25 protein-coding genes are annotated in these 23,370 nt (G+C 71.1%); 17 read left to right on the top strand and 8 right to left on the bottom strand.

The window, feature by feature from the left end:
• The first annotated feature begins 85 nt into the window (after positions 1-85).
• Together AW270_RS05280 and AW270_RS05275 are read left to right on the top strand one after the other, a co-directional pair.
• On the top strand, positions 86-802 hold the full coding sequence (locus AW270_RS05280; protein ID WP_218009092.1) for an SDR family NAD(P)-dependent oxidoreductase: 717 nt from the start codon (positions 86-88) through the stop codon (positions 800-802).
• 8 nt (positions 803-810) lie between these two features.
• Positions 811-1,359 carry an SDR family NAD(P)-dependent oxidoreductase gene (locus tag AW270_RS05275; protein WP_061291157.1) on the top strand — a complete coding sequence of 183 codons (549 nt, stop codon included), beginning with the start codon at positions 811-813 and terminating at the stop codon, positions 1,357-1,359.
• On the opposite strand, the gene AW270_RS05270 is transcribed toward AW270_RS05275, so the two are convergent.
• Complete coding sequence (locus AW270_RS05270; RefSeq protein ID WP_061291155.1) at positions 1,356-1,988, bottom strand: LysE family translocator; 633 nt, start codon at positions 1,986-1,988, stop codon at positions 1,356-1,358. The two genes, AW270_RS05275 and AW270_RS05270, sit on opposite strands and share 4 nt — an antisense overlap.
• 114 nt (positions 1,989-2,102) lie before the next feature.
• On the opposite strand from AW270_RS05270, the gene AW270_RS05265 reads away from it, so the two are divergent.
• The 3 genes from AW270_RS05265 to AW270_RS05255 all read left to right on the top strand — a co-directional run bounded on the left by AW270_RS05265 (position 2,103) and on the right by AW270_RS05255 (position 5,060).
• Positions 2,103-2,879, top strand: coding sequence for an ion transporter (locus AW270_RS05265; protein WP_061291153.1), 777 nt, complete (start codon positions 2,103-2,105; stop codon positions 2,877-2,879).
• A gap of 45 nt (positions 2,880-2,924) precedes the next feature.
• The gene (locus AW270_RS05260) at positions 2,925-3,824 is read left to right on the top strand and encodes a sporulation protein (protein ID WP_174549842.1); all 900 of its coding nucleotides are present in this window, start codon (positions 2,925-2,927) and stop codon (positions 3,822-3,824) included.
• 72 nt (positions 3,825-3,896) lie between these two features.
• Positions 3,897-5,060: a UDP-N-acetylglucosamine--N-acetylmuramyl-(pentapeptide) pyrophosphoryl-undecaprenol N-acetylglucosamine transferase gene (locus tag AW270_RS05255; protein WP_061291151.1), complete on the top strand. Its 1,164-nt coding sequence runs from the start codon at positions 3,897-3,899 to the stop codon at positions 5,058-5,060.
• On the opposite strand, the gene AW270_RS05250 is transcribed toward AW270_RS05255, so the two are convergent.
• The 4 genes from AW270_RS05250 to AW270_RS05235 all read right to left on the bottom strand — a co-directional run bounded on the left by AW270_RS05250 (position 5,048) and on the right by AW270_RS05235 (position 8,448).
• A complete protein-coding gene (locus AW270_RS05250) occupies positions 5,048-6,079 on the bottom strand; it encodes an ABC transporter ATP-binding protein (RefSeq protein WP_061291483.1) in 1,032 nt (343 codons plus the stop codon). The two genes, AW270_RS05255 and AW270_RS05250, sit on opposite strands and share 13 nt — an antisense overlap.
• Positions 6,076-6,813 (bottom strand): ABC transporter permease, encoded by a 738-nt coding sequence (locus tag AW270_RS05245; RefSeq protein ID WP_082801308.1) that lies wholly within the window; start codon positions 6,811-6,813, stop codon positions 6,076-6,078. The genes AW270_RS05250 and AW270_RS05245 overlap by 4 nt, the downstream gene beginning before the upstream one ends.
• Positions 6,814-6,857: 44 nt before the next feature.
• Entirely contained in the window at positions 6,858-7,658 is an 801-nt protein-coding gene (gene modA / locus AW270_RS05240) for a molybdate ABC transporter substrate-binding protein (RefSeq protein WP_061291481.1), read from the bottom strand.
• Positions 7,659-7,881: 223 nt separating this feature from the next.
• Positions 7,882-8,448, bottom strand: coding sequence for a class I SAM-dependent methyltransferase (locus AW270_RS05235; protein ID WP_061291148.1), 567 nt, complete (start codon positions 8,446-8,448; stop codon positions 7,882-7,884).
• Between the two features lie 35 nt (positions 8,449-8,483).
• Here AW270_RS05235 and AW270_RS05230 point away from each other — a divergent pair, with 35 nt between their 5' ends.
• Complete coding sequence (locus tag AW270_RS05230; protein WP_061291146.1) at positions 8,484-9,596, top strand: alpha/beta hydrolase; 1,113 nt, start codon at positions 8,484-8,486, stop codon at positions 9,594-9,596.
• Here the strand turns inward: AW270_RS05230 and AW270_RS05225 are convergent.
• Entirely contained in the window at positions 9,568-10,293 is a 726-nt protein-coding gene (locus AW270_RS05225; RefSeq protein ID WP_061291144.1) for a GNAT family N-acetyltransferase, read from the bottom strand. The genes AW270_RS05230 and AW270_RS05225 overlap by 29 nt on opposite strands.
• Positions 10,294-10,311: 18 nt before the next feature.
• On the opposite strand from AW270_RS05225, the gene AW270_RS05220 reads away from it, so the two are divergent.
• Genes AW270_RS05220 through mmuM form a run of 3 tightly spaced genes read left to right on the top strand, consistent with a single transcriptional unit; the run spans position 10,312 to position 12,382 of the window.
• Complete coding sequence (locus tag AW270_RS05220) at positions 10,312-10,767, top strand: GNAT family N-acetyltransferase (RefSeq protein ID WP_061291142.1); 456 nt, start codon at positions 10,312-10,314, stop codon at positions 10,765-10,767.
• Positions 10,764-11,567, top strand: coding sequence for a GNAT family N-acetyltransferase (locus tag AW270_RS05215; protein WP_061291140.1), 804 nt, complete (start codon positions 10,764-10,766; stop codon positions 11,565-11,567). Before AW270_RS05220 ends, AW270_RS05215 begins: the two co-directional genes overlap by 4 nt.
• Positions 11,564-12,382, top strand: coding sequence for a homocysteine S-methyltransferase (gene mmuM, locus AW270_RS05210; protein ID WP_061291138.1), 819 nt, complete (start codon positions 11,564-11,566; stop codon positions 12,380-12,382). Before AW270_RS05215 ends, mmuM begins: the two co-directional genes overlap by 4 nt.
• A 4-nt stretch (positions 12,383-12,386) precedes the next feature.
• Here mmuM and AW270_RS05205 read toward each other — a convergent pair whose 3' ends face one another.
• Positions 12,387-12,713 carry a hypothetical protein gene (locus AW270_RS05205; protein ID WP_061291136.1) on the bottom strand — a complete coding sequence of 109 codons (327 nt, stop codon included), beginning with the start codon at positions 12,711-12,713 and terminating at the stop codon, positions 12,387-12,389.
• A 342-nt stretch (positions 12,714-13,055) separates the two neighbouring features.
• Here AW270_RS05205 and AW270_RS05195 point away from each other — a divergent pair, with 342 nt between their 5' ends.
• The 8 genes from AW270_RS05195 (at position 13,056) to AW270_RS05160 (ending at position 19,719) form a co-directional block, all read left to right on the top strand.
• Complete coding sequence (locus tag AW270_RS05195) at positions 13,056-14,756, top strand: CopD family protein (protein ID WP_157521706.1); 1,701 nt, start codon at positions 13,056-13,058, stop codon at positions 14,754-14,756.
• On the top strand, positions 14,668-15,084 hold the full coding sequence (locus AW270_RS05190; protein ID WP_063819095.1) for a hypothetical protein: 417 nt from the start codon (positions 14,668-14,670) through the stop codon (positions 15,082-15,084). Before AW270_RS05195 ends, AW270_RS05190 begins: the two co-directional genes overlap by 89 nt.
• Before the next feature lie 58 nt (positions 15,085-15,142).
• Positions 15,143-16,051, top strand: a complete 909-nt coding sequence (locus tag AW270_RS05185) for a DNA-processing protein DprA (protein WP_061291129.1) — start codon at positions 15,143-15,145, stop codon at positions 16,049-16,051.
• Positions 16,048-16,821 carry a phosphoribosyltransferase gene (locus AW270_RS05180; RefSeq protein WP_061291127.1) on the top strand — a complete coding sequence of 258 codons (774 nt, stop codon included), beginning with the start codon at positions 16,048-16,050 and terminating at the stop codon, positions 16,819-16,821. The genes AW270_RS05185 and AW270_RS05180 overlap by 4 nt, the downstream gene beginning before the upstream one ends.
• Positions 16,785-17,555, top strand: coding sequence for a hypothetical protein (locus AW270_RS05175; RefSeq protein WP_157521705.1), 771 nt, complete (start codon positions 16,785-16,787; stop codon positions 17,553-17,555). The genes AW270_RS05180 and AW270_RS05175 overlap by 37 nt, the downstream gene beginning before the upstream one ends.
• Before the next feature lie 84 nt (positions 17,556-17,639).
• Positions 17,640-18,479 carry a hypothetical protein gene (locus AW270_RS05170; protein WP_157521704.1) on the top strand — a complete coding sequence of 280 codons (840 nt, stop codon included), beginning with the start codon at positions 17,640-17,642 and terminating at the stop codon, positions 18,477-18,479.
• Positions 18,480-18,524: 45 nt separating this feature from the next.
• On the top strand, positions 18,525-19,334 hold the full coding sequence (locus tag AW270_RS05165) for a sigma-70 family RNA polymerase sigma factor (protein WP_218009091.1): 810 nt from the start codon (positions 18,525-18,527) through the stop codon (positions 19,332-19,334).
• 4 nt (positions 19,335-19,338) lie between these two features.
• Positions 19,339-19,719, top strand: coding sequence for a YybH family protein (locus AW270_RS05160; RefSeq protein ID WP_061291119.1), 381 nt, complete (start codon positions 19,339-19,341; stop codon positions 19,717-19,719).
• Here AW270_RS05160 and metH read toward each other — a convergent pair.
• Positions 19,716-23,252 carry a methionine synthase gene (metH, locus tag AW270_RS05155; RefSeq protein ID WP_061291117.1) on the bottom strand — a complete coding sequence of 1,179 codons (3,537 nt, stop codon included), beginning with the start codon at positions 23,250-23,252 and terminating at the stop codon, positions 19,716-19,718. The two genes, AW270_RS05160 and metH, sit on opposite strands and share 4 nt — an antisense overlap.
• Positions 23,253-23,370 lie beyond the last annotated feature (118 nt).

Below are 23,370 nucleotides of genomic sequence, written 5' to 3'. Positions count from 1 at the left end.
GGGTCGAGGGTATTGAGACGGGAGATCGGGTGCCAACAGTTATCCGAACGGAACTCGCCTGACCTATTTGTCGGTTATGTCTCATATGAGATCTGTACTCATCACCGGCTCGACCGACGGAATCGGGGCCGAGAGCGCCCGCGTGTTCGGGGCCCAGGGCGACGACGTGATCGTCTCCGGGCGCGACGCCAGCAAGGGCGCGATGGTCGTCGACCAGATCGTCCAGAACGGCGGTTCGGCCCGGTTCGTCCCGGCCGACCTGTCCAGCCTGGACGCGCTCCGCGACCTCGCCGCCGAGGCGGGCGACGTCGACGTGCTCGTCAACAACGCCGGGATGGCGCCGGTGTCGGCGACCGTCGGCCAGGACCCGGAGGTCTTCGAGAGGACCGTCGCGCTCAACCTGCGGGCGCCCTACTTCCTCACCCAGGCGCTGGTCCCGGGCATGATGGAGCGCGGGCAGGGTGTGATCGTCAACATCTCGACCGTCGCCTCCTTCATCGCCGTCCCGTTCCTGTCCGTCTACAGCGCCACCAAGGCCGCCATCAACGAGCTCACCCGGACATGGGCGGCCGAGTTCGCCGACCGGGGCGTGCGGGTCAACGCGATCGCCCCCGGGCCGGTCGAGACCGCGATGTACGACAGCATGGGCGAGCGCGCCAAGGAGTTCGACGAGGGCACGATGCTCGGCCGGGCCGCCAGGACCAGGGAGATCGCCGACGTCGTGGCGTTCGTGGCGTCGGACAAGGCGTCGTACATGACCGGGGCCGTCGTGCCCGTCGACGGCGGCGGCGCGGCGCTGTAGGGGAATCGATGCGCACCAAGGAGTTCCTCGGCCGCCGCGCCGTGGTGACCGGGGGCGCCCAGGGCATCGGGGCCGCCGTCGCCCAGCGCCTGCTCGACGGGGGCGCGCGGGTGGTGGTGGCGGCGCGGCAGAAGACGCCCGGGACGCCGGGCGAGGCGACGTTCGTCGACGGCGACATGGTCTCGCCCGACGGCGTCGAGGCGACGGCCGGGCAGGCGCTGGAGGTGCTCGGCGGCTGCGACATCCTGGTCAACGCCGGCGTGGTCGAGGCCCGCCCCGAGGACGACTCGATCGACGTCGGCTTCCTGTCGGCGGTGCGCATGACCGCCGCCCTGATGCCCGCCCTGCGGCGGTCCGGCTCGGCGGCGATCGTGAACGTGTCGTCCGCCGGCCTCGACGCCTCGACGGGCCCGGAGGCGGCGCTGAACACCTACACGAGATCGCTGGCCGAGGAACTCGCGCCGCAGGGGATCAAGGTCACGTTGGTGGAGAGCACCCAGGCCTCGTCGGAGGTGGCGGAACTCGTCGCCATGGTGGCGTCGGACCGCTCGCCCTAGCGGGTCGACTCGTGGACGAGGCGGGCGGCCAGCGCCGCGAAGACGCCCGCCGAGACGCGCTCCATCCACGTCCGGAAGCCGGGGCGGCGGGCGATGCGCTCCGAGAGGTGGCCCGCGAGCAGGCCGGCCGATCCGTCGACCATGAGGCCGACCACGATGAAGGCCAGGCCGAGCACCAGCATCTGGACGGTGACGGGCCAGGCCTGCTCCCCCCTCGTCACGAACTGGGGGACGAAGGCCAGGTAGAACAGGATGACCTTCGGGTTGGCCAGGTTGGTGAGCGCTGCCATGAGATAGGTCCGGCGCAGCGACCTCGCCGCGACCTCCCGCACCTCCATCGGCTCCCGGCTGCCCTTCCAGGTCGTGTACGCCAGGTACAGCAGCACCGCCGCGCCCACGATCCTGACCACGGTGAGCGCCTCCGGCGCCTGGGCGATCAGGAACCCCAGCCCGAACGCGGCGGCGACGGTGTGCACCGCGAGGCCCGTCGACATGCCCAGCGCGGCGAGCAGGCCCGCACGCCGCCCGGCGGCCACGCCGTTGGTGATGACGAAGAGGAGGTCGGGCCCGGGGGCGAGGCTGAGCAGAAGCGTCGCGACCGCGAAAGCCGCCAGGAGATGGACGTCCATCGGGCCATGATGGCGGTGACGTCATCGACCCTTCAACGGGACGACGCCGGGTGATCGCCCGCGCAGTGGGATGATCTTCGGGTGGTTTTAGCCCTCCATGTCCCGCCTGAACGCGTGCGCGAATTCCTCGAACGCCCCGCCGTCCAGCGTGCCGTCATCCTGGTCATCATCGTCAACGCGGTCACCATCGGGTGTGAGACCAGTGCCACCCTGATGGCTCACGCCGGGGGCCTGCTCGTCGCCGTCGACCACGTCGCGCTGGCGATCTTCACGGTCGAGCTCGCCGCCCGGCTCTACGCCTACCGGCGGTCGTTCTTCGCCGATCCGTGGAACTGGTTCGACGCGATCATCGTGGTGATCGCGCTCGTCCCGGCGGCCGGGCCCGCCTCGGTGCTGCGGTCGCTGCGGATCCTGCGGGCGCTGCGGCTCGTGTCGACCGTGCCGAGCATGCGGCGGGTGGTGGGGGCGCTGCTCACGGCCGTGCCGGGGATGGCGTCGATCATCGGGCTGCTGGTGCTGATGATCTACGTCTCCGCCGTGATAGCGACCAAGCTGTTCGGCGAGGTCGTGCCGGAGCGGTTCGACGAGCTGCCCGACTCGCTGTTCACGCTGTTCCAGATCATGACCGGGGACGACTGGGGGACGGTCGCCAAGGAGGTCATGGCGCACAAGCCGTGGGCGTGGGTGTTCTTCATCTCGTACATCCTGATCTCGACCTTCGTCGCCTTGAACTTGTTCATCGCTGTCGTGGTCAACGCGATGAACGACGCCGAGCCCTCGCCGTCGGAGGAGCTGGCCCAGGCTGAGCTGGTCGAACTCCGCGACGAGGTCGCGGCGCTCCACGCGAAGATCGATCTTCTTCTCGAACGCGGAACCGTACGCCGGCGCTGAACGTTCTGGGGTGCGGCCGAGACGTCCAACTCGACAGGAGAAAACGTGGTCTTCAAACGGATGCTGAGCGCATTCGGCGTCGGCGCCCCCTCAGTGGACACCGTCCTGCACAGCCCCCACACGCAGCCCGGCGGCGCCCTCTCCGGCGAGGTGCGGATCAAGGGCGGCGAGGTCGACGCGGAGATCGAGCACATCACCCTCAGCCTCGTCGCGCGGGTCGAGATCGAGCACAGCGAAGGCGAGAGCAGCGGGCTGCGCGAGTTCTTCGGCGCCCCGGTCTCCGGGCCGTTCACCCTCCGCAAGGGCGAGGAGCGGGCGATCCCGTTCCAGCTCCCGGTGCCGTGGGAGACGCCGATCAGCCAGGGCATGCGCGGCATGGCGATCGGGGTCCGCACCGAGCTCGCCATCGCCAAGGCCGTCGACAAGGGAGACCTGGACATGGTCGAGGTCGCGCCGCTGCCCTCCCAGCGCCACGTGCTGGAGTCGCTGTCGCGGCTGGGCTTCCACTTCCGGTCCGCCGACCTGGAGGCCGGCCACATCGGCGGCTCCCGGCAGACGCTGCCGTTCTACCAGGAGATCGAGTTCACCTCCCACCAGTACGGCGAGATCGAGGTGACCTTCATCGCCGACGCCCACCACCTGGAGGTGGTGATCGAGGGCGGCCACGACGCGATCGGCCGCTTCCCGACCACCCATGACGAGGCCCTCCACACCGACTGGGCCTCGGTCATCGGCGAGTGGCTCTCCCAGCGCTCCTACGGCCACCACGGCGGTCATCACGGTGGCCACCACGGGGGCCACTACGGCCACCACGACGACGACCACCATGGCGGCGGCATCGGCATGGGCGGGGTCGTGGCCGGCGCGGCGGCGGGCGTCGTCGGCGGCATGATCCTCGGCGAGGTCATGGAAGAGGCCTTCGAAGAGGTCTTCGAGGACGAGTGACGGACCCCGGACTGCGGCCACCCCCTGTGGCCGCAGTCCGGGTGGGCCGGGGCGCTGCTATCGTCCAGGGTCGTGATCTTCGAGAGCGGCGAGGCACCTTTCCGGCTGATCGTCTCCGGCGGCGGGACCGGGGGGCACACGTTCCCCGCGCTGACCACCGTCCGGGCGCTGCGGGCGCGGATGGGCGCGCGGGGGCTCGACGTGCTGTGGGTCGGGGCGGCGGGCAGCCTGGAGGAGCGGGTGGCCACGGCTGAGGGGATCGCGTTCGCGGCGGTGGCGACCGGGAAGGTGCGCCGGTCCCGCAACCCGCTGGGGATGCTGTCGGCCCAGAACGTCCGGGACATGTTCCGCGTGCCGCTGGGAGTGTTCCAGGCCTGCTCGATCGTGCGGCGGTTCCGGCCCGACGTGGTCCTGGGCACCGGCGGCTACGTCGCGGTGCCGGTCGGCGTGGCGGCGCGGGTGTGCCGGGTGCCGCTGGTCATCCACGAGCAGACGGTCCGCCTGGGGCTGGCCAACCGGGTGCTCGCGCGCGGGGCGGCCCGCGTCGCGGTGACGGCCGAGGCCTCGCTGGAGCTGCTGTCGGCCGCCGCGCGGAAACGGGCCGTGGTGACCGGGAACCCGGTCCGCGCCGAGGTGCTGACCGGACGGGCCGACCGCGCGCCCGTCGACGGGTTCGACCCCCGGCTGCCGACCGTCTACGTGACCGGCGGCGCGCAGGGCGCCCGGCAGATCAACCAGCTCGTCACGGCCATCCTGCCCTGGCTGCTGGAGCGCGCGAACGTCATCCACCAGTGCGGCCCGGCCGAGGTGGAGCAGGTCGCCGCGGCGGGCGCGGCCCTGCCGCCGGCGCTCGCCGCCCGCTATCGCGTGCAGGGGTTCGTCGGCGCCGAGCTGCCCGACGTGCTCGCCCTGGCCGACGTGGTGGTCTCGCGCAGCGGCGCGGGCACCATCGCCGAAGTGACCGCGCTGGGCAAGGCGGCCGTGCTGATCCCGCTGGCCAGCTCCGCCGGGAACGAGCAGGCGCACAACGCCTCCCATCTTCAGCAGGCCGGAGCGGCGGTCGCGCTGCTCGGCGAGGTGACGCCCGAGGCGCTGCGCTCGGCCGTCGGGCCGCTCCTGGCCGAGCCCGCCCGGCGCGCTGCGCTCGCCGCCCAGGCGCGCGGCCACGGCCGTCCGGACGCCGCCGAACGCCTGACCGACGCCGTCCTGTCCGCCGCGAGGGTTCAGGCCGGGTAGGCGTGTGTCTCGGCGGCCTTGACCGAGACCCAGATACGGCGGCCGGGCGTCAGGTCGAGTTCGGCCACGGCGGCCGGGGTCACGTCGGCGGCCACCGGCACCGGGCCGTCGACGTGGACGCGGATGTGGTCGCCGTGCCGTTCGACGCCGTCGATCCGGCCCTCCCACAGGTTGCGGGGGCTGCCGTCGGGACGGGTGCGGTAGAGCGCCACCGCGCGCGGCGGGAACGCCACGAACGCCGGGCCGCTCACCCGCTCCTCGGCGGCGAAGGCCAGGCCGCCGACGGTCACCCGGTCGCCGTCACCCTCGCCGCGGAAGAGGTTGAGGCCGACGAGCCGGGCCACGTAGTCGGTCCGGGGGCGGCGGGCGATCTCCCCCGGGGCGCCCTCCTGGACGACCGCGCCGTCTTCCACGACCACGAGCCGGTCGGCCAGGACCATCGCGTCGAGCGGATCGTGGGTGACCAGGACGGTCGCGCCGTCGAAAGCGGTCAGGCGGCGGCGGAGCTCTGAGCGGATCTCCAGGCGGGTGTGGGCGTCGAGGGCGGCCAGCGGCTCGTCGAGGAGCAGCAGGCGCGGCTCGACCGCGAGCGCACGGGCCAGGGCCACCCGCTGGGCCTGGCCGCCGGAGAGCCTGCGGGGGCGTACGGAGGAGAACTCCGCCAGGCCCATGCGGTCGAGCAGCTCCCGGGCCCGCGCGCGGGCCTCGGCCTTGGACCTGCCCTGGCAGCGGGGCCCGAAGGCGACGTTGTCGAGCGCGGACAGGTGGGGGAAGAGCAGGTAGTCCTGGAAGACGACGCCGACGGGACGCCGCTCGGCCGGTTCGCGCTCGATGCGGACGCCGTCGAGCTCGATCGACCCCTCGGTCAGCGGGATCAGGCCCGCGAGGGCCCGCAGGGCGGTCGTCTTGCCCGCGCCGTTGGGGCCGAGCAGCGTGACGACCTCGCCCCGGCCGACCGTCAGGTCGAGGTCGAGCCGGAAGGCCGGCCGCCGCACCACGATCCGGGCGCGCAACGTCATGCCGCCGCCCCCACCCACCGGTCGCGCAGCCCGGCCAGGATGACCACCGACACCGCCAGCAGCACCAGGCTGAGCACGATCGCCGCCTCCGGCTCGGTCTCCAGCGCCAGGTAGACCGCCAGCGGCATCGTCTGGGTCCGGCCCGGGAAGTTGCCCGCGAACGTGATCGTCGCGCCGAACTCCCCCAGCGCCCGCGCCCAGCAGAGCACCGCCCCGGCCAGCACGCCCGGCGCGACCAGCGGCAGCGTCACCCGCCGGAACACCGTGAACCGGGAGGCGCCCAGCGTCGCCGCCGCCTCCTCGTAACGCGGGTCGGCCGCCCGCAGCGCCCCCTCGACCGCGATGACCAGGAACGGCATCGCCACGAACGCCTCCGCGACGACCACCCCGGCCGTCGTGAACGGCAGCGAGAACCCGAACGCCGACTCCAGCCACTGCCCCACGAGGCCGCGCCGCCCGAACACCAGCAGCAGCGCCACCCCGCCGACCACCGGCGGCAGCACCAGCGGCACCGTCACCAGCGCGCGCAGCAGCCGCCGCCCGGGGAAGTCGGTCCGGGCCAGCAGCCACGCCAGTGGCACCCCGAGCACCAGGCAGACCACCGTCGCGACGGACGCCGTCACCAGCGACAGCCGCAGCGCCTCGATCACCTGCGGCTCGGCGAGCCGCTGCGGCAGCGTCGACCACGGCGCGCGGATGAGCAGCCCCGCGAGCGGCAGGACCAGGAACGCCATCCCCAGAACGGCCGGGACGACCAGAATCCAGGGAAGACGGCCTCTCACGGCGCTTCGAAACCGGCCTTCGTCAGCACGTCCCGGCCCTGCTGGGACAGCACGAGCTCGACGAACTGCTGGGCGAGCGCGGGCGAGGGGGCCTTGGCGAGCGGCGCGATCGGATAGTCGTTGATCGCCCGGTCGGCCTCGGGGAACGGGATGCCGGTGACCTTCCCGGCGGAGGCGATCACGTCGGTCTGGTAGACGAGCGCGGCGTCGACCTCGCCGAGCTGGACCTTGGTGAGAGTGGCCTTGACGTCCTGCTCCAGGGTGACCGGGGTGACCTTCAGCCCGGCCGCGTCGAGCGCCTTGATCGCGGCGGCGCCGCACGGCACCTGCTCGGCGCAGAGCGCGACCTTGACCTTGGGATCGGTCAGGTCCTTCAGGTTCTCGACCTTGCCCGGGTTGTCCGGCGGGACCGCGATCTCCAGCTTGTTCCGCACGAACACCGTCTGGGCCCCGGCCAGTCCTGCGTCAGCCACGGTCTTCATTGTGGCAGGCGAGGCGGCGGCGAACACGTCGGCGGGCGCGCCCTGGGTGATCTGCTGAGCCAAAGTGGCACTGGACCCGAAGTTGAAGGTGACCTTGCTGCCGGGGTGGGCGGCCTCGAACTGCTTGCCGAGCTCGGTGAAGGTCCCCGTCAGGGACGCCGCCGCGAACACGGTCAGCTCGCTCTCCGCCGGAGCCGAGGCGGAGGTGGCGGGGGCGGCCGACGCGCGGGCCGCGCCGCTGTCCGCGGGAGAGGATCCACAGGCCCCCAGCGCGAACACCGACGCGACGGCGGCGATCAGGGACAGACGCTTCAGCACCGAGCACTCCTCACATCCGGGACGCTCAGTTTACCTCGCATATGCCAACAGTCATCAGTTAACAACCTTGCAAAAGCCGCAGTATTCAACCAATAGAGCCGCAGATGCTTCTCCGTTACGGCTCCGCCCACCTCGGCACCGCCCACCGCCCCCGGCCCTCCCCGCAACCGGCGCCAACCGGCCGCTCCCGCCTCGCGCCCCGACGAGGTCGCTGTGGCGTTCAGGCCAGGCGTGCCAGGGCCAGATAGTGATCGTCCTCGTCGTGGAAGTGGACCGGTTCCCAGCCCGCCGACCGGAGCAGCGGGGTGAGGTGGGGCTCGGCGCGGATGTCGTCCGGGGAGAGTTCGCGCCCGCGCCGGGCGGCCAGGACGGCTCGGCCGACGGGATGGAACAGGGCGAGCCGGGCGCCGGGCCGGGCCACCCGGGCGAACTCCCGCAGCGTCCCCCGGGGCTCGCCGAGATGGCCGATGAGCCCGGCGGCCAGGATGCCGTCGACGGTCGCGGCGGCGAACGGCAGCTCTCCCGCGTCCCCGATCAGCACCGCACCGCGCCCGCGGGCGACGAGCGCCATCTCCGGCGTCAGGTCGAGGCCGACGACCCGGTCGGTGAACCCGCGCAGCAGGGGCATCGCCCGGCCCGTGCCGCAGCCCGCGTCCAGGGCCACCGATCCCGGGGTCAGCTCCAGGCGGGCGATGGCCGCCGCGAACACCGGGCCGTCGTCGGGGAACGTGTCGTCCCAGGTCGTGGCGCGGGCGGCGAAGAAGGCTCTGGTCTCGTCCTTTTCCATGTCAGCGATGCTAGAGCCACGTATAAATTGCACCCATGCCGACAAAATGGCGACGCCGCGCGCTGCTGGGCGCGACCTCCACGGTCGTCGTCGTGGCGCTCGCCCTGGGCGCCGCCGGGTACTACTACTCCGGCCTGGTGATCGATCCCGTCCACACGTCGAACTACCCGATCGAGGTCGTCGCCGTCGGCGACGGACGGATCACGCTGAAAGGCGGCCTCGACACCGACGCACCCGGCTTCTACGGCCTGACCTGGCCGGGAGGCAACGTGGTCCTCGGCGAGACCATCTCGGTCGGGGCCGGCACGGTCACCCGCGAACTCGACAAGGTCGTCAGGGGCGACCTGCGGCCGGGCGTGTTCGGCTATCTCGACCGGGGACTGTGGAGCGAGGGGACGCCCAGGGACGTCGGGGTGCCCTACGAGAACGTGGAGGTGACCTCACCCCTGGGCGCCTTCCCGGCCTGGCGGACCGAGGGCGCCTCCGACACGTGGGTGATCGCCGTCCACGGCCGCAACGGCAGCCGGGGCGAGGCCCTGCGCGTGATCCCCACGCTGCGCGAGCTCGGCCACCCGGTGCTCGCGATCACCTACCGCAACGACGAGGGCGCTCCGGCGAGCCCCGACGGCCGGTTCCACCTCGGCGACACCGAGTGGGAGGACGTCCGGGCCGCCATGGACTACGCGCGCACCCAGGGCGCGCGTAAGTTCGTCCTCTACGGCTGGTCGATGGGCGGCGGCATCTCCGCCGTGGCGGCCAGACGGCTCCCCGGCGCGGGGATCACCGCGCTGATCCTCGACAGCCCGGTGCTCGACTGGCGGTCGCCGATCGCGGAGGGCGCGCGGCAGATGGGGGTGCCCGGTTTCCTCACCACGGTCGGCCAGTGGGTGATCATGGGGCGGACCGGGCTGAGCTTCGACGACCTCGACCACGTCGAGCACGCCGCCGAGTTCGACGTGCCGATTCTGATCTTCGTCGACCACGACGACGCGACCGTGCCGGTCGACCGGGCGCGGGCGTTCGCCGCCGCGCGGCCCGACATCACCACGCTCGTGGAGACCAAGGGCGGCGGCCACACCGGGTCGTGGAACGTCGACCGGGACCTCTACGAGAAGGCGCTCACGGAGTTTCTCCGATCACCACGGTGAACGAGGTGTGGGTGACGGCGAACCCAAGCCGGCTGTAGACCCGCTGAGCCGGGTTGCCGTCGCTGACGGCCAGCCCCAGCCGGTCGAGCCCGTCGGCGGCGGCCCGCAGCTGCACGTGACGCAGCAGCCGCCCGCCGGTGCCCGGGACCGACAGGGCGGGGTGGCGGAAGACCTCGGTCACCCACGGGACGGACTTGAAGTCGTTCACGAGAACCCCCGCGACGACCGCGCCCGCGTCGTTCACGGCCAGCGCGCTGCACGGCATCAGCGGGCCGACCAGGGTGCCGTCGAGGAGGGGGACCACCTCGGTCGCGATGGCGTGGTCGCGGTCGCGCGCGTGGTGGTCGACGTGGCCGGGCGGGTAGGCCGCGCTCATGGCCGGATAGATGTCCTCGGGCGAGCGGTCGACCGGGGTGAAGCGCACCCCTTCGGGCGGGGCGCTGGGGGCGGAGGGGAGGGCCGTGAGGTCGGCGTACATGGAGTGGGCGTGCCGGAGTCTGCGGGCGCCGCGCGCGACCAGGTCGTGGCCGAGGTCGACGTCGGTTGAGACCGCCCAGCCCTGGAGCTGCGCCATGATCACCTCGATGGCGCCGGGGCCGATCACCTCAAGGTAGTCGGCCCACGGGCGGCCGTCGCGGACCCCCTCGACGAAGCTGATCGCCGGCACCCCGAGATCGTTGGCCCTGATCTGTCGCATGCGGCCCACAATAGGCTGGTGTCCGAGATAGAGGTTCGCCCGGCGAAGCCCTCCGACTACGACGCCATCAAGGCGGTCGTCGACGACTGGTGGGGCGCGCCGGTCCAGGGCGGGCTGACGCGCCTGTTCCTCGACCACTTCCACAACACCAGCTTCGTCGTGTACGCCCACGGCCACCTCGTGGCCTTCCTCGTCGGCTTCCTCTCCCAGGGACAGCACGACCTCGCGTACATCCACTATGTGGGCGTCTCCCCCACCTTCCGGCGCAGCGGCGTGGGCCGCGAGCTCTACCGCCGGTTCTTCTCCCTGGTCCACTCGGCCGGCCGCACCCGCGTGGCCGCGATCACCTCGCCGCGCAACACGAGGTCGATCGCCTTTCACAAGGCGATGGGCTTCAGCGTGAGCGAGCCGATCGACGACTACGATGGCCCGGGTGCAGACCGCGTCCGTTTCGACCGATTGATTGATGAATGACGTTTTCCATTCACCGGCTCGGCGTCGACCGTCTCGACGACTTCCTCGCCCTCGCCGTCGACCGCGCGTGGACCCCCGAACGGGAGAAGTGCCGTCTCCTCTACGAGATCGGCGAGGTCCACGGCATCGACGCCCCCGACGGAGACGGCCTCGCGGCGACGGTGGCCCTCGTCCGGTTCGGCACCCGCGTGACCGCGATCAGCATGATGCTGGTGGCGAACCGCTACGAACGCCAGGGCCTCGGCGGTCGCCTGATGCGCCACGCCCTCGACGTCGCGGGCACCGACACGGCCACCCTCACCGCCACGCCCTTCGGCCGTCCCCTGTACGAACGCCTCGGCTTCCGCGCGACCGGCACCTGCCAGGTCTACGCCGGAGACCCGGTCGGGGTGGCGGCGTCCGGCCGTACCGAGAGAGTGACCGACATCGCCGCGGTGACCAAGCTCGACGAGGAGGTCTACGGCGCGCCCCGCACCGAGCTGTTCGCCCGGCTGCCCGGCTTCTCCGAGAGCTTCCGGGTGACCGAGGGCGGCTTCGGCGGCGCGTGGCACAACGGCCACGTGACCATCCTCGGCCCGCTCGTGGCCGGGTCGGACGCCGACGCGCGTGACCTGCTCGACGACCTGGCCGCCGACGTGACCGGCCCGATCCGGGTCGAGGCCTTCCTGCCGGCCGCCGAGCGGTGGGCCCGCGACCACGGCCTGTCCCCCGCTTTCAGCACCACGCTCATGGAACACGGCAGGCCGATGACCACCGACCTCTCCCGCACCTACGCCCCGGTCATGCAGGCGCTGGCATGATCCTCGACGGCGGTCTGGCCACCCACCTGGAGACCCTCGGCTGCGACCTGAGCGACGACCTCTGGTCGGCCCGGCTCCTCTCCGACGACCCGGGCGTGATCCGGCGGGCCCACCTCGACTTCTTCGAGGCCGGCGCCGACGTTGCGACCACGGCCAGCTACCAGGCGACGATCGAGGGCTTCACCCGGCGCGGCCTGTCGGCCCTCGACGCCGCCGGTCTGATCGCGTCGTCGGTCGAACTGGCCCGGCAGGCCCGCGACGAACACGGCGCCGGGCTGGTCGCGGCCAGCGTCGGGCCCTACGGCGCCTTCCTGGCCGACGGCCAGGAGTACACCGGCGAATACGGCGGCCTGACCGAAGACGACCTCTACGCCTGGCACCGCGACCGTTTCCACCTGCTGGCCGGGGCGGGCGCCGACCTGGTGGTGGCCGAGACGATCCCCTCGCTGCCCGAGGCCAGGGCCCTGCTGCGCCTGTTCCACGAGACCGGGGCCGACGGCTGGATCAGCTTCTCCTGCCGCGACGACCACTCGATCAGCGACGGCACCCCCTTCGCCGAGGCCGCCGCCCAGATCGACGTCCCGGTGGGGGCCAACTGCACCAATCCGGCCTACATCGCCAACCTGATCTCTCTGGGCGCGCGAGTGGTCTACCCGAACTCGGGCGAGACCTGGAACGCCCAGGAGCGGACGTGGGAGGGCGTCGGCAACGACTTCCCGGTCGCCGACTGGGCCGGGGCGACCCACGTGGGCGGCTGCTGCCGCACCAAACCCGAGCAGATCACGGCAATCATGCTTCACGTGAAACAACGCTGAGGCGTCACCCCGCGAGCAGCGCCGCCCGGTCGGCGGCCGACAGGCCCGCCTTGTCGAGGTGGGCGAGGAGCTCGCGGTGGGCCTGCCAGACCTCGGGCGAGACGCCCGGGAGGTCGTAGTGGTAGACGACCTCGACCGGGGTGTCGGCGGACACGTCGAGGATGAAGTGCTTGACGCCGTCGACGGCCTCGCGGAGCTCGGTCAGGGTCTCGGCCGACACGCCCGAGCGGATGGGGGCGTCCACCGGGCGGGCGTACCAGACCTCGGCGTCACGGTCGAGTGCGCGTTCCCTGCTGACCCTGACGGTCAGCCGGTGGCCAGCGGTGGTCACCGCAACCAGCCCCTTCCGAAGACGTGTTCCAGATCGTGTTCTACGTCGTCAAGAGCCGCTCTGGTGATGTTCCGTATCGGCACTATCGAGCGCCCCACGACCACCTCGGTTCCGTCGTAGAGCAAGAGTAGGCGACTCGACGTGGTCGTTTCGCGCCATCTGACCGACAGCGCATGTAACCGGGCCAGGGTGTAGATGCGGTCGACGACGTCACGGTAAGAGGTCACCATGCATCTACTGTGCGTGGCGGAAAAGCGCAGCTCAATGAACTGACGGAGAGGAAATCGGACCGGCGCCGCTTTCGGGCCGAACCCGGTCGCGCCGCGCGGCGTATCTCCGGGCGTGAGGCGTCCCGTTGTCGTGTGCGCGCTGGCCCTGGCCGCGGGGCTGGGTGTGCTGGTGCTCGTCCAGTCGCTCGGCGGGCCGCGTGACCTGCCCGCCATCCGGGGGCTCCCGTCACCGGGGGCCTTCACCACGTGGGGCCTGCCGGTCATGCGGCTGGTCCACGACCTCTGCGCGGTCGGCACGGTCGGGTCGCTGCTCGCCGCCGTCCTGCTGAAGGACCGCGACATCCTGGCCCGCGCCGTCCCCCGGTGGGCGCTGGCGTGGGCGGGCAGCGCGGCGGCGACCGTGCTGCTGACCCTCTCCGACTTCGTCGGCGCGCCGGTGCCGGAGGCGCTGCGGTCGGGGATGCTCTCGACCTTCGTCCTGTACGTCCCCCAAGGGCTCGCCTTCCTGGTCGTGTACGTCCTGGCGCTGGCCATCACCCTGTTCAGCTTCTTCCTCCGGGACCGGCCGTGGGTGCTGCTCGTGGCGGCTGTGCTCGCGGTGCTGCCGCCCGCCTACGCGGGACATTCGGCCTCGGCGGTCGACCACGACTTCGCGGTGTCGAGCCTGCTCGTCCACCTCGCCGGGGTCACCCTGTGGGTCGGCGGGCTGTTCGGGCTGGTGGCGTTCATGCGCGCGGCCCCGGTCAGGGCGGTCGAGCGGTTCAGCGCGCTGGCGCTCTGGTGCTACGTCGCGGTCGCCCTGTCGGGCCTGCTGAACGCCTCGGTCCGGCTCGCCCGCCTGGAGTTCCTCTGGACGTCCGAGTACGGGATCCTCGTGCTCCTCAAGCTGGCCGCGGTGGTCGCACTGGGGTGGTTCGGAGTGCGCCACCGGACCCGCACCATCGCGGCCCTCACCACCACGAAGGCGCCCTTCCTGAAGCTGGCCGCCGGGGAGCTCGCCCTGATGGGCGCGACGATGGGCCTGGCCGTCGCGCTCTCCCGCACCCCGCCGCCGCCCGGCGACTCGCCGTCCCACGGGGCGCTCGGCTTCTACCTGCCGATCATGGCCCCCGGCCGCTTCCTCACCGAGTGGCGGCCCGACGCCATCCTGGTGCTGGCCGTCGCGCTCGCCTGCGCGGCCTATCTCCGCTGGTCCGACCGGCAGCGGCCGGTGATGTGGGCGACCGGCCTGGCCCTGTTCGCCTACGCGACCGTGGGCGGCCTGGGGACGTACGCCCGCGCGCTCGTCTCCGTCCAGCTCATCCAGTGGGCGATCGTGGGGGCGCTGGTCCCGGCGCTGCTGGCCATGGCCTGGCGGCCGTGGCGGCCACCGGCCTGGCTGGGCCTCGTCACCGCCACGATCCCCTGCCTGGCGCTGTTCACCACGCCGCTGTTCGAGCTCTCGCAGACGGTGCTGGCCGTCCGGCTGGTCGTGCTGCTGGGGCTGGCCGTGGCGGCGTACACGACCATCTGCTCGGGGCTCTGGCCGTTGATGGCCGGCACCCAGGCGCTGGTCGCCCTCTACCTGCTGTACGGCCCGGCCCAGGGCGCGGGCTGGTACGCCCAGCTCGACGACATCGCCTGGCTGCCCACCGGCGACCAGTGGCTCGGCGCCCTGGTCTACGCCGCCATCGCGGCCGTCGCGGTGGCGACGGCGCGACTCTCACCGAAGAAGGAGGACGGTCATGTCTCTAGTCGTGACCAGACGCTGGACGCTGCCGATCCTCGCGCTGGCGGCGATCCCCGTGATCTGGTGGGCGATCGGGGGCGCTGAGTCCCAGGCCACCGGCCACCACGCCACCGCCCCCACCCACACCCTGGAGGAGATCACCGGCGTCATCGGCTGCACCCCCGAGATCCAGGGCCAGCAGCCGGACATGCGCCAGGCGATGTGCACCGCCCCGAGCTACCGCTCGGTGGTGCTGACCTTCAAGGGCGACCAGAACCAGACCGACTGGCTGAAGGGCGCCCAGGCCTACGGCGGGACGTACCTGGTCGGCACGCGCTGGGTCGTCGTCGGCCCGGAGAAGGAGCTGACCGGGCTCATCCCGCGGCTCGGCGGCCATGTCGAGGTGGCAGAGCACGGAGGACACTCCGGCTAGCCTCATCCGCTCACCAGTTCGGACCAGCCGGAAAGGCCCGGACCTTTATGCTGGCCTCATGCCTGGTTGGGACGACAGCGAACGCGCCGCGCTGGTGGCGCTCCTTCGCCTGAACCCCGGCGAGCGCAGCCACCACGACCTCGTTCAGCGCCTCACCGAGGAACCCTCGGCCCTGGCCCTGTTGCGGGAGCGGCTCCCGGCCGACCTGTTCGGCGACCCTTTCGACGACGCGCTCGAATCGGCGCGGCTCGAGGTCGAGGCGTGGGAGACGGCAGGCGTCCACGTGCTCACCATGGGCGAGGAGCGCTATCCCCACTGCCTGCGCGACGCCTTCGACCGACCCGCGCTGCTCTTCGCCCAAGGGCAGGTGGTGCCCGCCGATCAGGGTGTCGCCGTGGTCGGCTCACGCGAGGTCTCGGACTTCGGACGGCGTGTGGCGGCCGACATCGCCACCGCGCTGGCACACCGCGGTCTGACGGTCGTCTCCGGGCTGGCGGCGGGGGTCGACACCACCGCCCACACCAGCGCCCTGCGCGCCGGTGGGCGCACGGTCGCCGTCATCGGGACCGGTGTCGACCGTTACTACCCCCCTGAGAACGCCGCGCTCCAACGGGAGATCGCCACGAAGGGCGCGGTGTTCTCACAGTTCTGGCCAGGCCAGGGCGCATCCAAGACGAGTTTCCCCATCCGCAACGGCACGATGTCGGGATACGCCCTCGCGACCGTGATCGTGGAGGCGGGAGAGCGCAGCGGCACCCGGATCCAGGCCAGGAAAGCAGTCGAACACGGCCGCCCGGTCGTCCTCATGAGGGGCGTCGCCACACACACGACCTGGGGGCGGGAGATCGCCGCCCGCCCGGATGTCCACGTGGTGTCCTCCGCCCAGGAGGCGATGTCCGTCATCGACGCGGTCGCCGACCGGCCGAACCAGCTCGACGCCCTGATGCGCCGTGCGATGAACGGATGATCGATCCCGAGCTGCGCGACCTCGTCCGCGCCCGACTCGGCGCGATCATGCGCAACCCCGAACGCCAGCGGCACCGGACCTGCCTGACCTGCACGACGCCCATCGAGGAGAAGTACATCTGGTGTTCCCGCTGTCTTCAGGACAGACGGAGCCCCCACCCGGTGGCCGATCGCGTCGTGCCTCTCTCCTACGCCTACTCCGGGCACCAGGCCAACACCGACATGCACCAATACAAGATCGCCACGACGGAGGAGGGGCGGCGCAACCACCCCTCCTACCAGCGTGTTCAGCTGCTCGTGCTGGGTTTCGCCCTCGTCCACAGCGGCTGCGTCGATCAGGTGTCCCCTCAGCCTGTCTCCCGTCTGGCCTTCGTGCCTTCTTTAGGCGGACGGCCCGAACCTCATCCTCTACAGATCGTGGGACAAGTGCTGCCCGCCCGCTGGCAGCGTGTGGGACTCCGCCCAGGCGTCGATGTCGCGGCGGATCAGCGGCGAGCCCTCAACCCAGCCCATTTCCGTGTTCCCGCCCCCGACGAGGTTCGCGGGCGGCATGTCGTCCTGGTCGAGGACACCTGGGTGCAGGGCGGCCATGCCCAGTCGGCGGCGTCCGCGCTGCTCCAGGCCGGCGCCGCTGAGGTGACCATCCTGGTCATCGCCCGGCGGATCCCGACCCGTCCCGACGTGTTGCCGGGCCGCGACTACTCCCTGGTCACCTGCCCGGTGACAGGTGAGTGGTGTCCGCAAGCCGGGCAAAACGTGAAGGTTTTGTGATTGCGGGCGCGAAGTTCAACACGCGAGGACTTCGCACCAATACGCTGTCCGCCATGAGGCGATTAATCGCATTCGCCGGGAGTGCGGCCATGGTGGGCACGGTTTTCGCCACCCCGGCCGCCGCCGCGCCCGCCGACCCCCTCCAGGCACTCGCGGCCACCCTCGAAAGCGCCCACGGGGTGCACTACGAGACGGTGCAGAGAACCGACAAAGCCACCTTCAAGATCTACGGTGACCTCCAGTTCGGATGGTCCCGGGTGAAGGCCAACCGCGCCATCGTGGAGCCGGTCCTCGGACCCTCGGCCACGATGGAGGACGTGCACGAGAAGATCCGCGAGACCATCTGGGTGGGTGACGACGTCTACCACGACGACGGCGCCGGCGGATGGAAGCTCAACGACGACGTGGTGGCCGCCGGGCTCGACGACCCGGCCGTCCACTCGCTCTCGGTGGCGGAGATCGGCGCACTGGTGAAATCGGCGAAGAAGAAGACCGCGGGGACCGTCATCGACGGCGTGTCGACGACGGTCTACGAGGGCCGCAAACGCGGGAAGACCCGTGTGACGGACTGGAAGGTCTGGATCGGCAGTGACGGCCTGATTCGACGGGTCACGAGTGACACGACGAAAAATGATGGAAAAGACCGGACCGTCCGTGACACATATCTCACGGAATGGGGCAAGCAGGTCTGGATCTACGCCCCTGACCAGCGCTTTGTCACCTCGAAAAGCTGACTGAACAATTTTGTCGCGACGTCTTGATAACCCTGTCCTAATAGGACAGGGTTACCGGCAATCACGACAAACGGGGTGGCAAGAATGAAGCGATTAATCGCGACCGCTGCGGCGTTCGCCATGGTGACCGCGCTGACCACGGGGGCGGCGCAGGCCAAGGCGGCAGACCCGGTGGCGGCCCTGGCCGCACAGCTCAAGAGCGCCCACGGCGTCCACTTCAGCTCGGTCAGCAAGCTCGAACCGAACCTGGGCTTCAAGAGCCGGTCGTACGGCGACCTCCAGTTCGGCCGGTCCCGGGTGACGGCCAGCGACGTCATCACGGTCAGCGCCTCCGACGGATCGGCGCCGAAGGAGCTCACCGAACTCTTCGGCGAGTTCTCCGACACACCGTCCCAGACGATCAACCTCAAGGGCGCCACGTACATGAGCGGCGGCCTGGTCGACTGGCTCGACCTGCCCGCCGGCAAGAGCTGGATCCGTCTGAAGGGCAAGGGCAACGCGTCGGGCCTGGGCGGCACCGCGCTCAACGCCCTGTCGCCCAAGGAACTGCGCACTCTGCTGAAGTCGACGACGTCGAAGAAGCCGGGTGGGGTCGTCAACGGGGTGGCGACCACGCTCTACACCGGCAAGCAGCGGCTCGACCTGAGCGAGATCGGCCTCGACCTCATCTGGACGACCAACTGGAAGCTCTGGATCGGCACCCAAGACGGCCTGATCCGCCGCATCGCGACCCATGACGTCCTCTACGCGCCCCCCAGCGCGGGCCAGCGGGAGAGCAAGGTCGTGCTGAGCTCCGACACCCACCTCACCGGGTGGGGCAAGAAGGTCTGGATCGACGCTCCGGCGGAGAAGTTCGTGCAGGACCTCGAAGACGATCTCCTGGGCAAGCCGAACGTCGTCGGCATCATCAACCTGGGCGACTGACGCTCAAGCGGTGAATCACCCCGCCGGTTCGGCAGAATCGGCGGGGTGACGTCTTTCGACGAGGTCGCCGCCTACCGGGACGAACTGCGGGCCCACTGCTACCGGCTGCTCGGGTCGATGGACGACGCCGAGGACGCCGTCCAGGAGACCCTGCAACGGGCCTGGCGGAACCTCGACGGGTTCGAGGGCTCCCTCCGCGCCTGGCTATACAAGATCGCCACCAACCGCGCCCTGACGATGATCGGGCAGCGCAGGCAGCCGATCGAGCTCGGGCCGCCCATCGTCGTAGAGAGCGCCGAGGCGAAGGTGCTCGTCCAGGAGAGCGTGGAGCTCGCCTTCGTGGCGGCCATCCACCACCTGACCCCGCCGCAGCGGGCGGCCCTGCTGCTCAGGGACGTGCTCGGCTACTCGGCGAAAGAGGCCGCCGACATGCTCGGCACCTCGGCCCCGGCCGTGCACAGCGCGGTAAGACGGGCCCGGGCCGCCCTCGCCGAGCAGGACTCGCTCGGCGAGGAGGGGCAGCGCGACGCGGCGGCCCGGTACGCCGCCGCCTGGCACGCCGGCGACCTCGAAGGCATCGTCGCCATGCTGACCGAGGACGCCAGGTACACGATGCCGCCGCTCGACGAGCGCTACCACGGCCACGCGGAGATCCGCGGGTTCCTGGTCGACGGGCCGCTCCAGTTCGGCTGGCGGTTCGTCGCGACCGCGTCGCCGAAGGTGTGGGTGACGTACATGATCAGTGACGGGGTGGAGCGCCCCGTCAGCGTCGACGTGCTCGTCTTCCGGGGCCCCAAGATTTCCGCGGTCGTCTCGTTCGTCAGCGACGAATTCGTGCGCTTCCTCGGGTTGTAGGGGTATGGACGACATCCGCAAGCTGATCGAGACCTGGGCCCGAGCGGTCCACGAGGGCGACCTCGCCCAGGTCACCGCCCACCACACCGACGACATCGTGATGTTCGACGTGCCGCCCCCCTACGAGGGCGTCCGCGGCATCGACGCCTATCGGGCCTCCTGGCCCGGGTTCTTCGAGTGGCAGCGCTCGGGCGCGGTCTTCGACATCGAGGAGCTCCAGGTCGTCGAGGGGGCCGACGTGGCGTTCGCCTTCGCCGTCGCCCGCTGCGCCGACGCGGGCGACGACTCTCCGGTACGGCTCCGCCTCACCTTCGGCCTCACGAAGGCCGACGGGGCATGGCAGATCGCCCACGAGCACCACTCGTTCCCCCACCAGCAGGCTTAGGGCTCGTAGGCGAGGTTGGGGCGCAGCCAGCGCTCCACCTCGTCGACCGGCATGCCCCGGCGGGCGGCGTAGTCGTGGATCTGGTCCCGGTCGAGGCGGCCGACGGTGAAGTAGCGCGAGTCGGGGTGCTGCAGGATCAGGCCGCTGACCGCCGCAGCCGGGGTCATCGCGAACGACTCGGTCAGCCCGATGCCCGCCGCCTCGGCGCCGAGCAGGTCGAACAGGTCGCGCTTCTCGCTGTGGTCGGGCGTGGCCGGGTAGCCGAGCGCCGGCCGGATGCCGCGGAACTTCTCGGCGTGCAGCTCCTCGATCACGGGTTCGGCGCCGGGCTCGAACCACTCGCGGCGGGCCTTGAGGTGGATCCACTCGGCGAACGCCTCGGCCAGCCGGTCGGCCAGCGCCTTCACCATGATCGACTTGTAGTCGTCGTTGTCGGCCTCGTAGCGGGCCGCGAGCACGTCGGCCCCCTGGATCGCCACCGCGAAGCCGCCCATGTGGTCGCCCTCGGGCGCCACCCAGTCGGCCAGGCAGCGGTTGGGCCGGCCTTCGGGCTTCTGGGTCTGCTGGCGCAGCATCGGGAACCGGCGGTCGCCGACCACGATGTCGTCGCCCTCGGAGTGGGCGGGCCAGAAGCCGTAGACGCCCTCGGCCCGGAACGACCCGTCGGCGATGATCTGGTCGAGCATGGCGAACGCGTCGTCGTAGAGCTCCCGCGCCTCGGGCCGCTCCAGGATCGCCGGGTATTTGCCCTTGAGACCCCAGGCCAGGCCGAGGAACTGCCAGTCGACGAACTCGCGCAGCTCGGTGATCGAGGGGCTGACCTTGCGCACGCCGGTGAACTCGGGCGTCGGCAGGTCGTCGTGGGAGACGGCCGTGCGGTTGGCCCGGATCTTCTTGAGCGAGAGCAGCGGCTGGCGGATGCGGGTCTCGTGCTGCTCGCGCAGCCGGTCCTGGTCGGCCTTGGAGGTGATCGCCAGTTCCTTGGCCCGCGCCGGGTCGAGCAGGTCGGACACCACGCCGACCACCCGCGACGCGTCGAGCACGTGGAGGGTGAGCGCGTCGTAGGCGGGCGCGATGCGGACCGCGGTGTGCTGCTTGGAGGTGGTCGCCCCGCCGATCAGCAGCGGCGTCGACATCCCCCGCTGGCTCATCTCGGCCGCGACGCTGACCATCTCGTCGAGCGAGGGCGTGATCAGGCCCGACAGGCCGATCACGTCGGCGCCCTCGGCCTCGGCCACTTCGAGGATCTTGGCGGCGGGGACCATCACGCCCAGGTCGATGACCTTGTAGTTGTTGCAGCCCAGCACCACGCCGACGATGTTCTTGCCGATGTCGTGGACGTCGCCCTTCACCGTCGCCAGCACCACCGTGCCCTGGCCGGAGTCGGACTTCTCGTCCTCCATGAACGGTTCGAGGTAGGCGACCGAGCGCTTCATCACCCGGGCGCTCTTCACGACCTGCGGCAGGAACATCTTGCCGCTGCCGAACAGGTCGCCGACGATCTTCATGCCGTCCATCAGCGGGCCCTCGATGACGTCGAGCGGCCGGGCCGCCTGCTGCCGGGCCTCCTCGGTGTCCTCGACGATGAAGTCGACGATGCCGTGGACCAGGGCGTGGGCGAGCCGCTCCTTGACCGGCGCCTCGCGCCAGGCGAGGTCGACGACGCGGGCGGTGCCGCTGCCCTTGACGGTCTCGGCGTAAGAGACGAGCCGGTCGGTGGCGTCCTCGCGCCGGTCGAAGATCACGTCTTCGACGAGTTCCAGCAGCTCGGCGGGGATGTCCTGGTAGACGGCGAGCTGCCCGGCGTTGACGATGCCCATGTCGAGCCCGGCCGTGACGGCGTGGAACAGGAACGCCGAGTGCATCGCCTCGCGGACGACGTCGTTGCCCCGGAAGGAGAACGACAGGTTCGAGATGCCGCCGCTGATCCGGACCCCGGGGCAGCGCTCCTTGATCAGCGGGAGGGCGTCGATGAAGTTCTTCGCGTACGAGTTGTGCTCGCTGATCCCGGTCGCCACGGCCAGGACGTTGGGGTCGAAGATGATGTCCTCGGCCGCGAACCCGGCCTGCTGGGTGAGCAGGTCGTAGGCCCGGCCGCAGATGGCGACCTTGCGCTCGGTCGTGTCGGCCTGGCCCTGCTCGTCGAAGGCCATGACGACGACGCCGGCGCCGTAGTTCTTGATCTGCCTGGCGTGGTCGAGGAAGACCTCCTCGCCCTCCTTGAGGCTGATCGAGTTGACCACGCCCTTGCCCTGGACACACTTGAGCCCGGCTTCGAGCACCGACCACTTCGAGCTGTCGATCATGATCGGCACCCGGGCCACCTCGGGCTCGGTCGCGATCAGGTTGAGGAAGGTCGTCATGGCCTGCTCGCTGTCGAGCAGGTCGGCGTCCATGTTCACGTCGAGCAGGTTGGCGCCGCCGCGCACCTGCTCCAGGGCGACGTCGACGGCCGCCTGGTGGTCGTTGCCCTCGATGAGCCGCCGGAACCTGGCCGAACCGGTCACGTTGGTCCGCTCGCCGATCATCACGAACCCGGTGTCGGGCCCGATGGCGAACGGCTCCAGGCCGCTGAACCGGGTGGCCTTCCCGGGAGCGGGCACCTCACGCGGCTTGAGGCCCTTCACGGCCTCGGCGATCTTGGCGATGTGGGCCGGGGTGGTGCCGCAGCACCCGCCGGCGATGTTGACCATGCCCTGCCGGGCGAACTCGCCGAGCAGCGCGCCGGTCTCCTCGGGCGTCTGGTCGTAGCCGCCGAACGCGTTGGGCAGGCCGGCGTTGGGGTGGCTGGCGACGTACACGCCCGCGATCTTCGAGAGCTCAGCCACGTGGGGCCGCATCTCGGTCGCGCCCAGCGAGCAGTTGACCCCCACCACCAGCGGTTCGGCGACCTCGATCGACCGCCAGAACGCCTCGACGGTCTGCCCGGAGAGGGTGCGCCCGCTCAGGTCGACGATGGTGACCGAGATCCACAGCGGCAGCTGGGGCGCGACCTCGCGGGCGGCGGCGATGGCCGCCTTGCAATTGAGCGTGTCGAAGATGGTCTCGATCAGCAGCAGGTCGACCCCGCCCTCGGCGAGCGCCGCGATCTGCTCGGCGTAGGAGGCCTTGACCTGGTCGAACGTGACCGCCCGGTAGGCGGGGTCTTCGACCTTGGGCGACAGCGACAGCGTGACGTTGAGGGGCCCGACCGAGCCCGCGACGAACCGCCCGCCGAACTCGTCGGCGGCCTGCCGGGCCAGCCGCGCGCCCTGGAGGTTCTGCTCCCGCACGAGGTGTTCGGCGCCGTAGTCGGCCTGGCCGATGCTGGTCGCGGTGAAGGTGTTGGTCGTGGTGATGTCGGCCCCGGCGGCCAGATACTGCCGGTGGACGTCGAGGATCACGTCGGGCCGCGTCAGGTTGAGCATGTCGGGGTCGCCCGCATAGCGCTCGTCGCCGTAGTCGGCGGGGGTGAGACCGGCGCCCTGAAGCATGGTGCCCCAGGCACCGTCGAGCACCGCGACCCGGTCGGCGAGCAGCTGACGAAGATCCACTGAGCCTCCTCCGAACGATGGAAGAGGCGACCTTGTCGGGGTGGTTCCAGCCGAGCGTGGCGGGCTATGACTGGCCCGTTGCAGCGCCTCTCGACCTGCGGACCAGTTTAACAAAGAC

Source organism: Herbidospora cretacea (assembly GCF_001570605.1).
GTDB classification, from domain to species: domain Bacteria; phylum Actinomycetota; class Actinomycetes; order Streptosporangiales; family Streptosporangiaceae; genus Herbidospora; species Herbidospora cretacea.
The sequence above is the reverse complement of the archived record's forward strand: the minus strand, read 5'-3'. Positions and strand labels throughout refer to the sequence as shown.

What these genes read in the sequence shown, in the direction of transcription:
- AW270_RS05280 (WP_218009092.1), top strand. Translation starts at nt 86, where the DNA reads ATGAGATCTGTACTCATCACCGGCTCGACCGACGGAATCGGGGCCGAG.
- AW270_RS05275 (WP_061291157.1), top strand. Translation starts at nt 811, where the DNA reads ATGCGCACCAAGGAGTTCCTCGGCCGCCGCGCCGTGGTGACCGGGGGC.
- AW270_RS05270 (WP_061291155.1), bottom strand. Translation starts at nt 1,988, where the DNA reads ATGGACGTCCATCTCCTGGCGGCTTTCGCGGTCGCGACGCTTCTGCTC.
- AW270_RS05250 (WP_061291483.1), bottom strand. Translation starts at nt 6,079, where the DNA reads ATGACGTTGCGCGCCCGGATCGTGGTGCGGCGGCCGGCCTTCCGGCTC.
- AW270_RS05245 (WP_082801308.1), bottom strand. Translation starts at nt 6,813, where the DNA reads ATGGCGTTCCTGGTCCTGCCGCTCGCGGGGCTGCTCATCCGCGCGCCG.
- AW270_RS05235 (WP_061291148.1), bottom strand. Translation starts at nt 8,448, where the DNA reads ATGGAAAAGGACGAGACCAGAGCCTTCTTCGCCGCCCGCGCCACGACC.
- AW270_RS05230 (WP_061291146.1), top strand. Translation starts at nt 8,484, where the DNA reads ATGCCGACAAAATGGCGACGCCGCGCGCTGCTGGGCGCGACCTCCACG.
- AW270_RS05225 (WP_061291144.1), bottom strand. Translation starts at nt 10,293, where the DNA reads ATGCGACAGATCAGGGCCAACGATCTCGGGGTGCCGGCGATCAGCTTC.
- AW270_RS05215 (WP_061291140.1), top strand. Translation starts at nt 10,764, where the DNA reads ATGACGTTTTCCATTCACCGGCTCGGCGTCGACCGTCTCGACGACTTC.
- mmuM (WP_061291138.1), top strand. Translation starts at nt 11,564, where the DNA reads ATGATCCTCGACGGCGGTCTGGCCACCCACCTGGAGACCCTCGGCTGC.
- AW270_RS05190 (WP_063819095.1), top strand. Translation starts at nt 14,668, where the DNA reads ATGTCTCTAGTCGTGACCAGACGCTGGACGCTGCCGATCCTCGCGCTG.
- AW270_RS05185 (WP_061291129.1), top strand. Translation starts at nt 15,143, where the DNA reads ATGCCTGGTTGGGACGACAGCGAACGCGCCGCGCTGGTGGCGCTCCTT.
- AW270_RS05180 (WP_061291127.1), top strand. Translation starts at nt 16,048, where the DNA reads ATGATCGATCCCGAGCTGCGCGACCTCGTCCGCGCCCGACTCGGCGCG.
- AW270_RS05170 (WP_157521704.1), top strand. Translation starts at nt 17,640, where the DNA reads ATGAAGCGATTAATCGCGACCGCTGCGGCGTTCGCCATGGTGACCGCG.
- AW270_RS05160 (WP_061291119.1), top strand. Translation starts at nt 19,339, where the DNA reads ATGGACGACATCCGCAAGCTGATCGAGACCTGGGCCCGAGCGGTCCAC.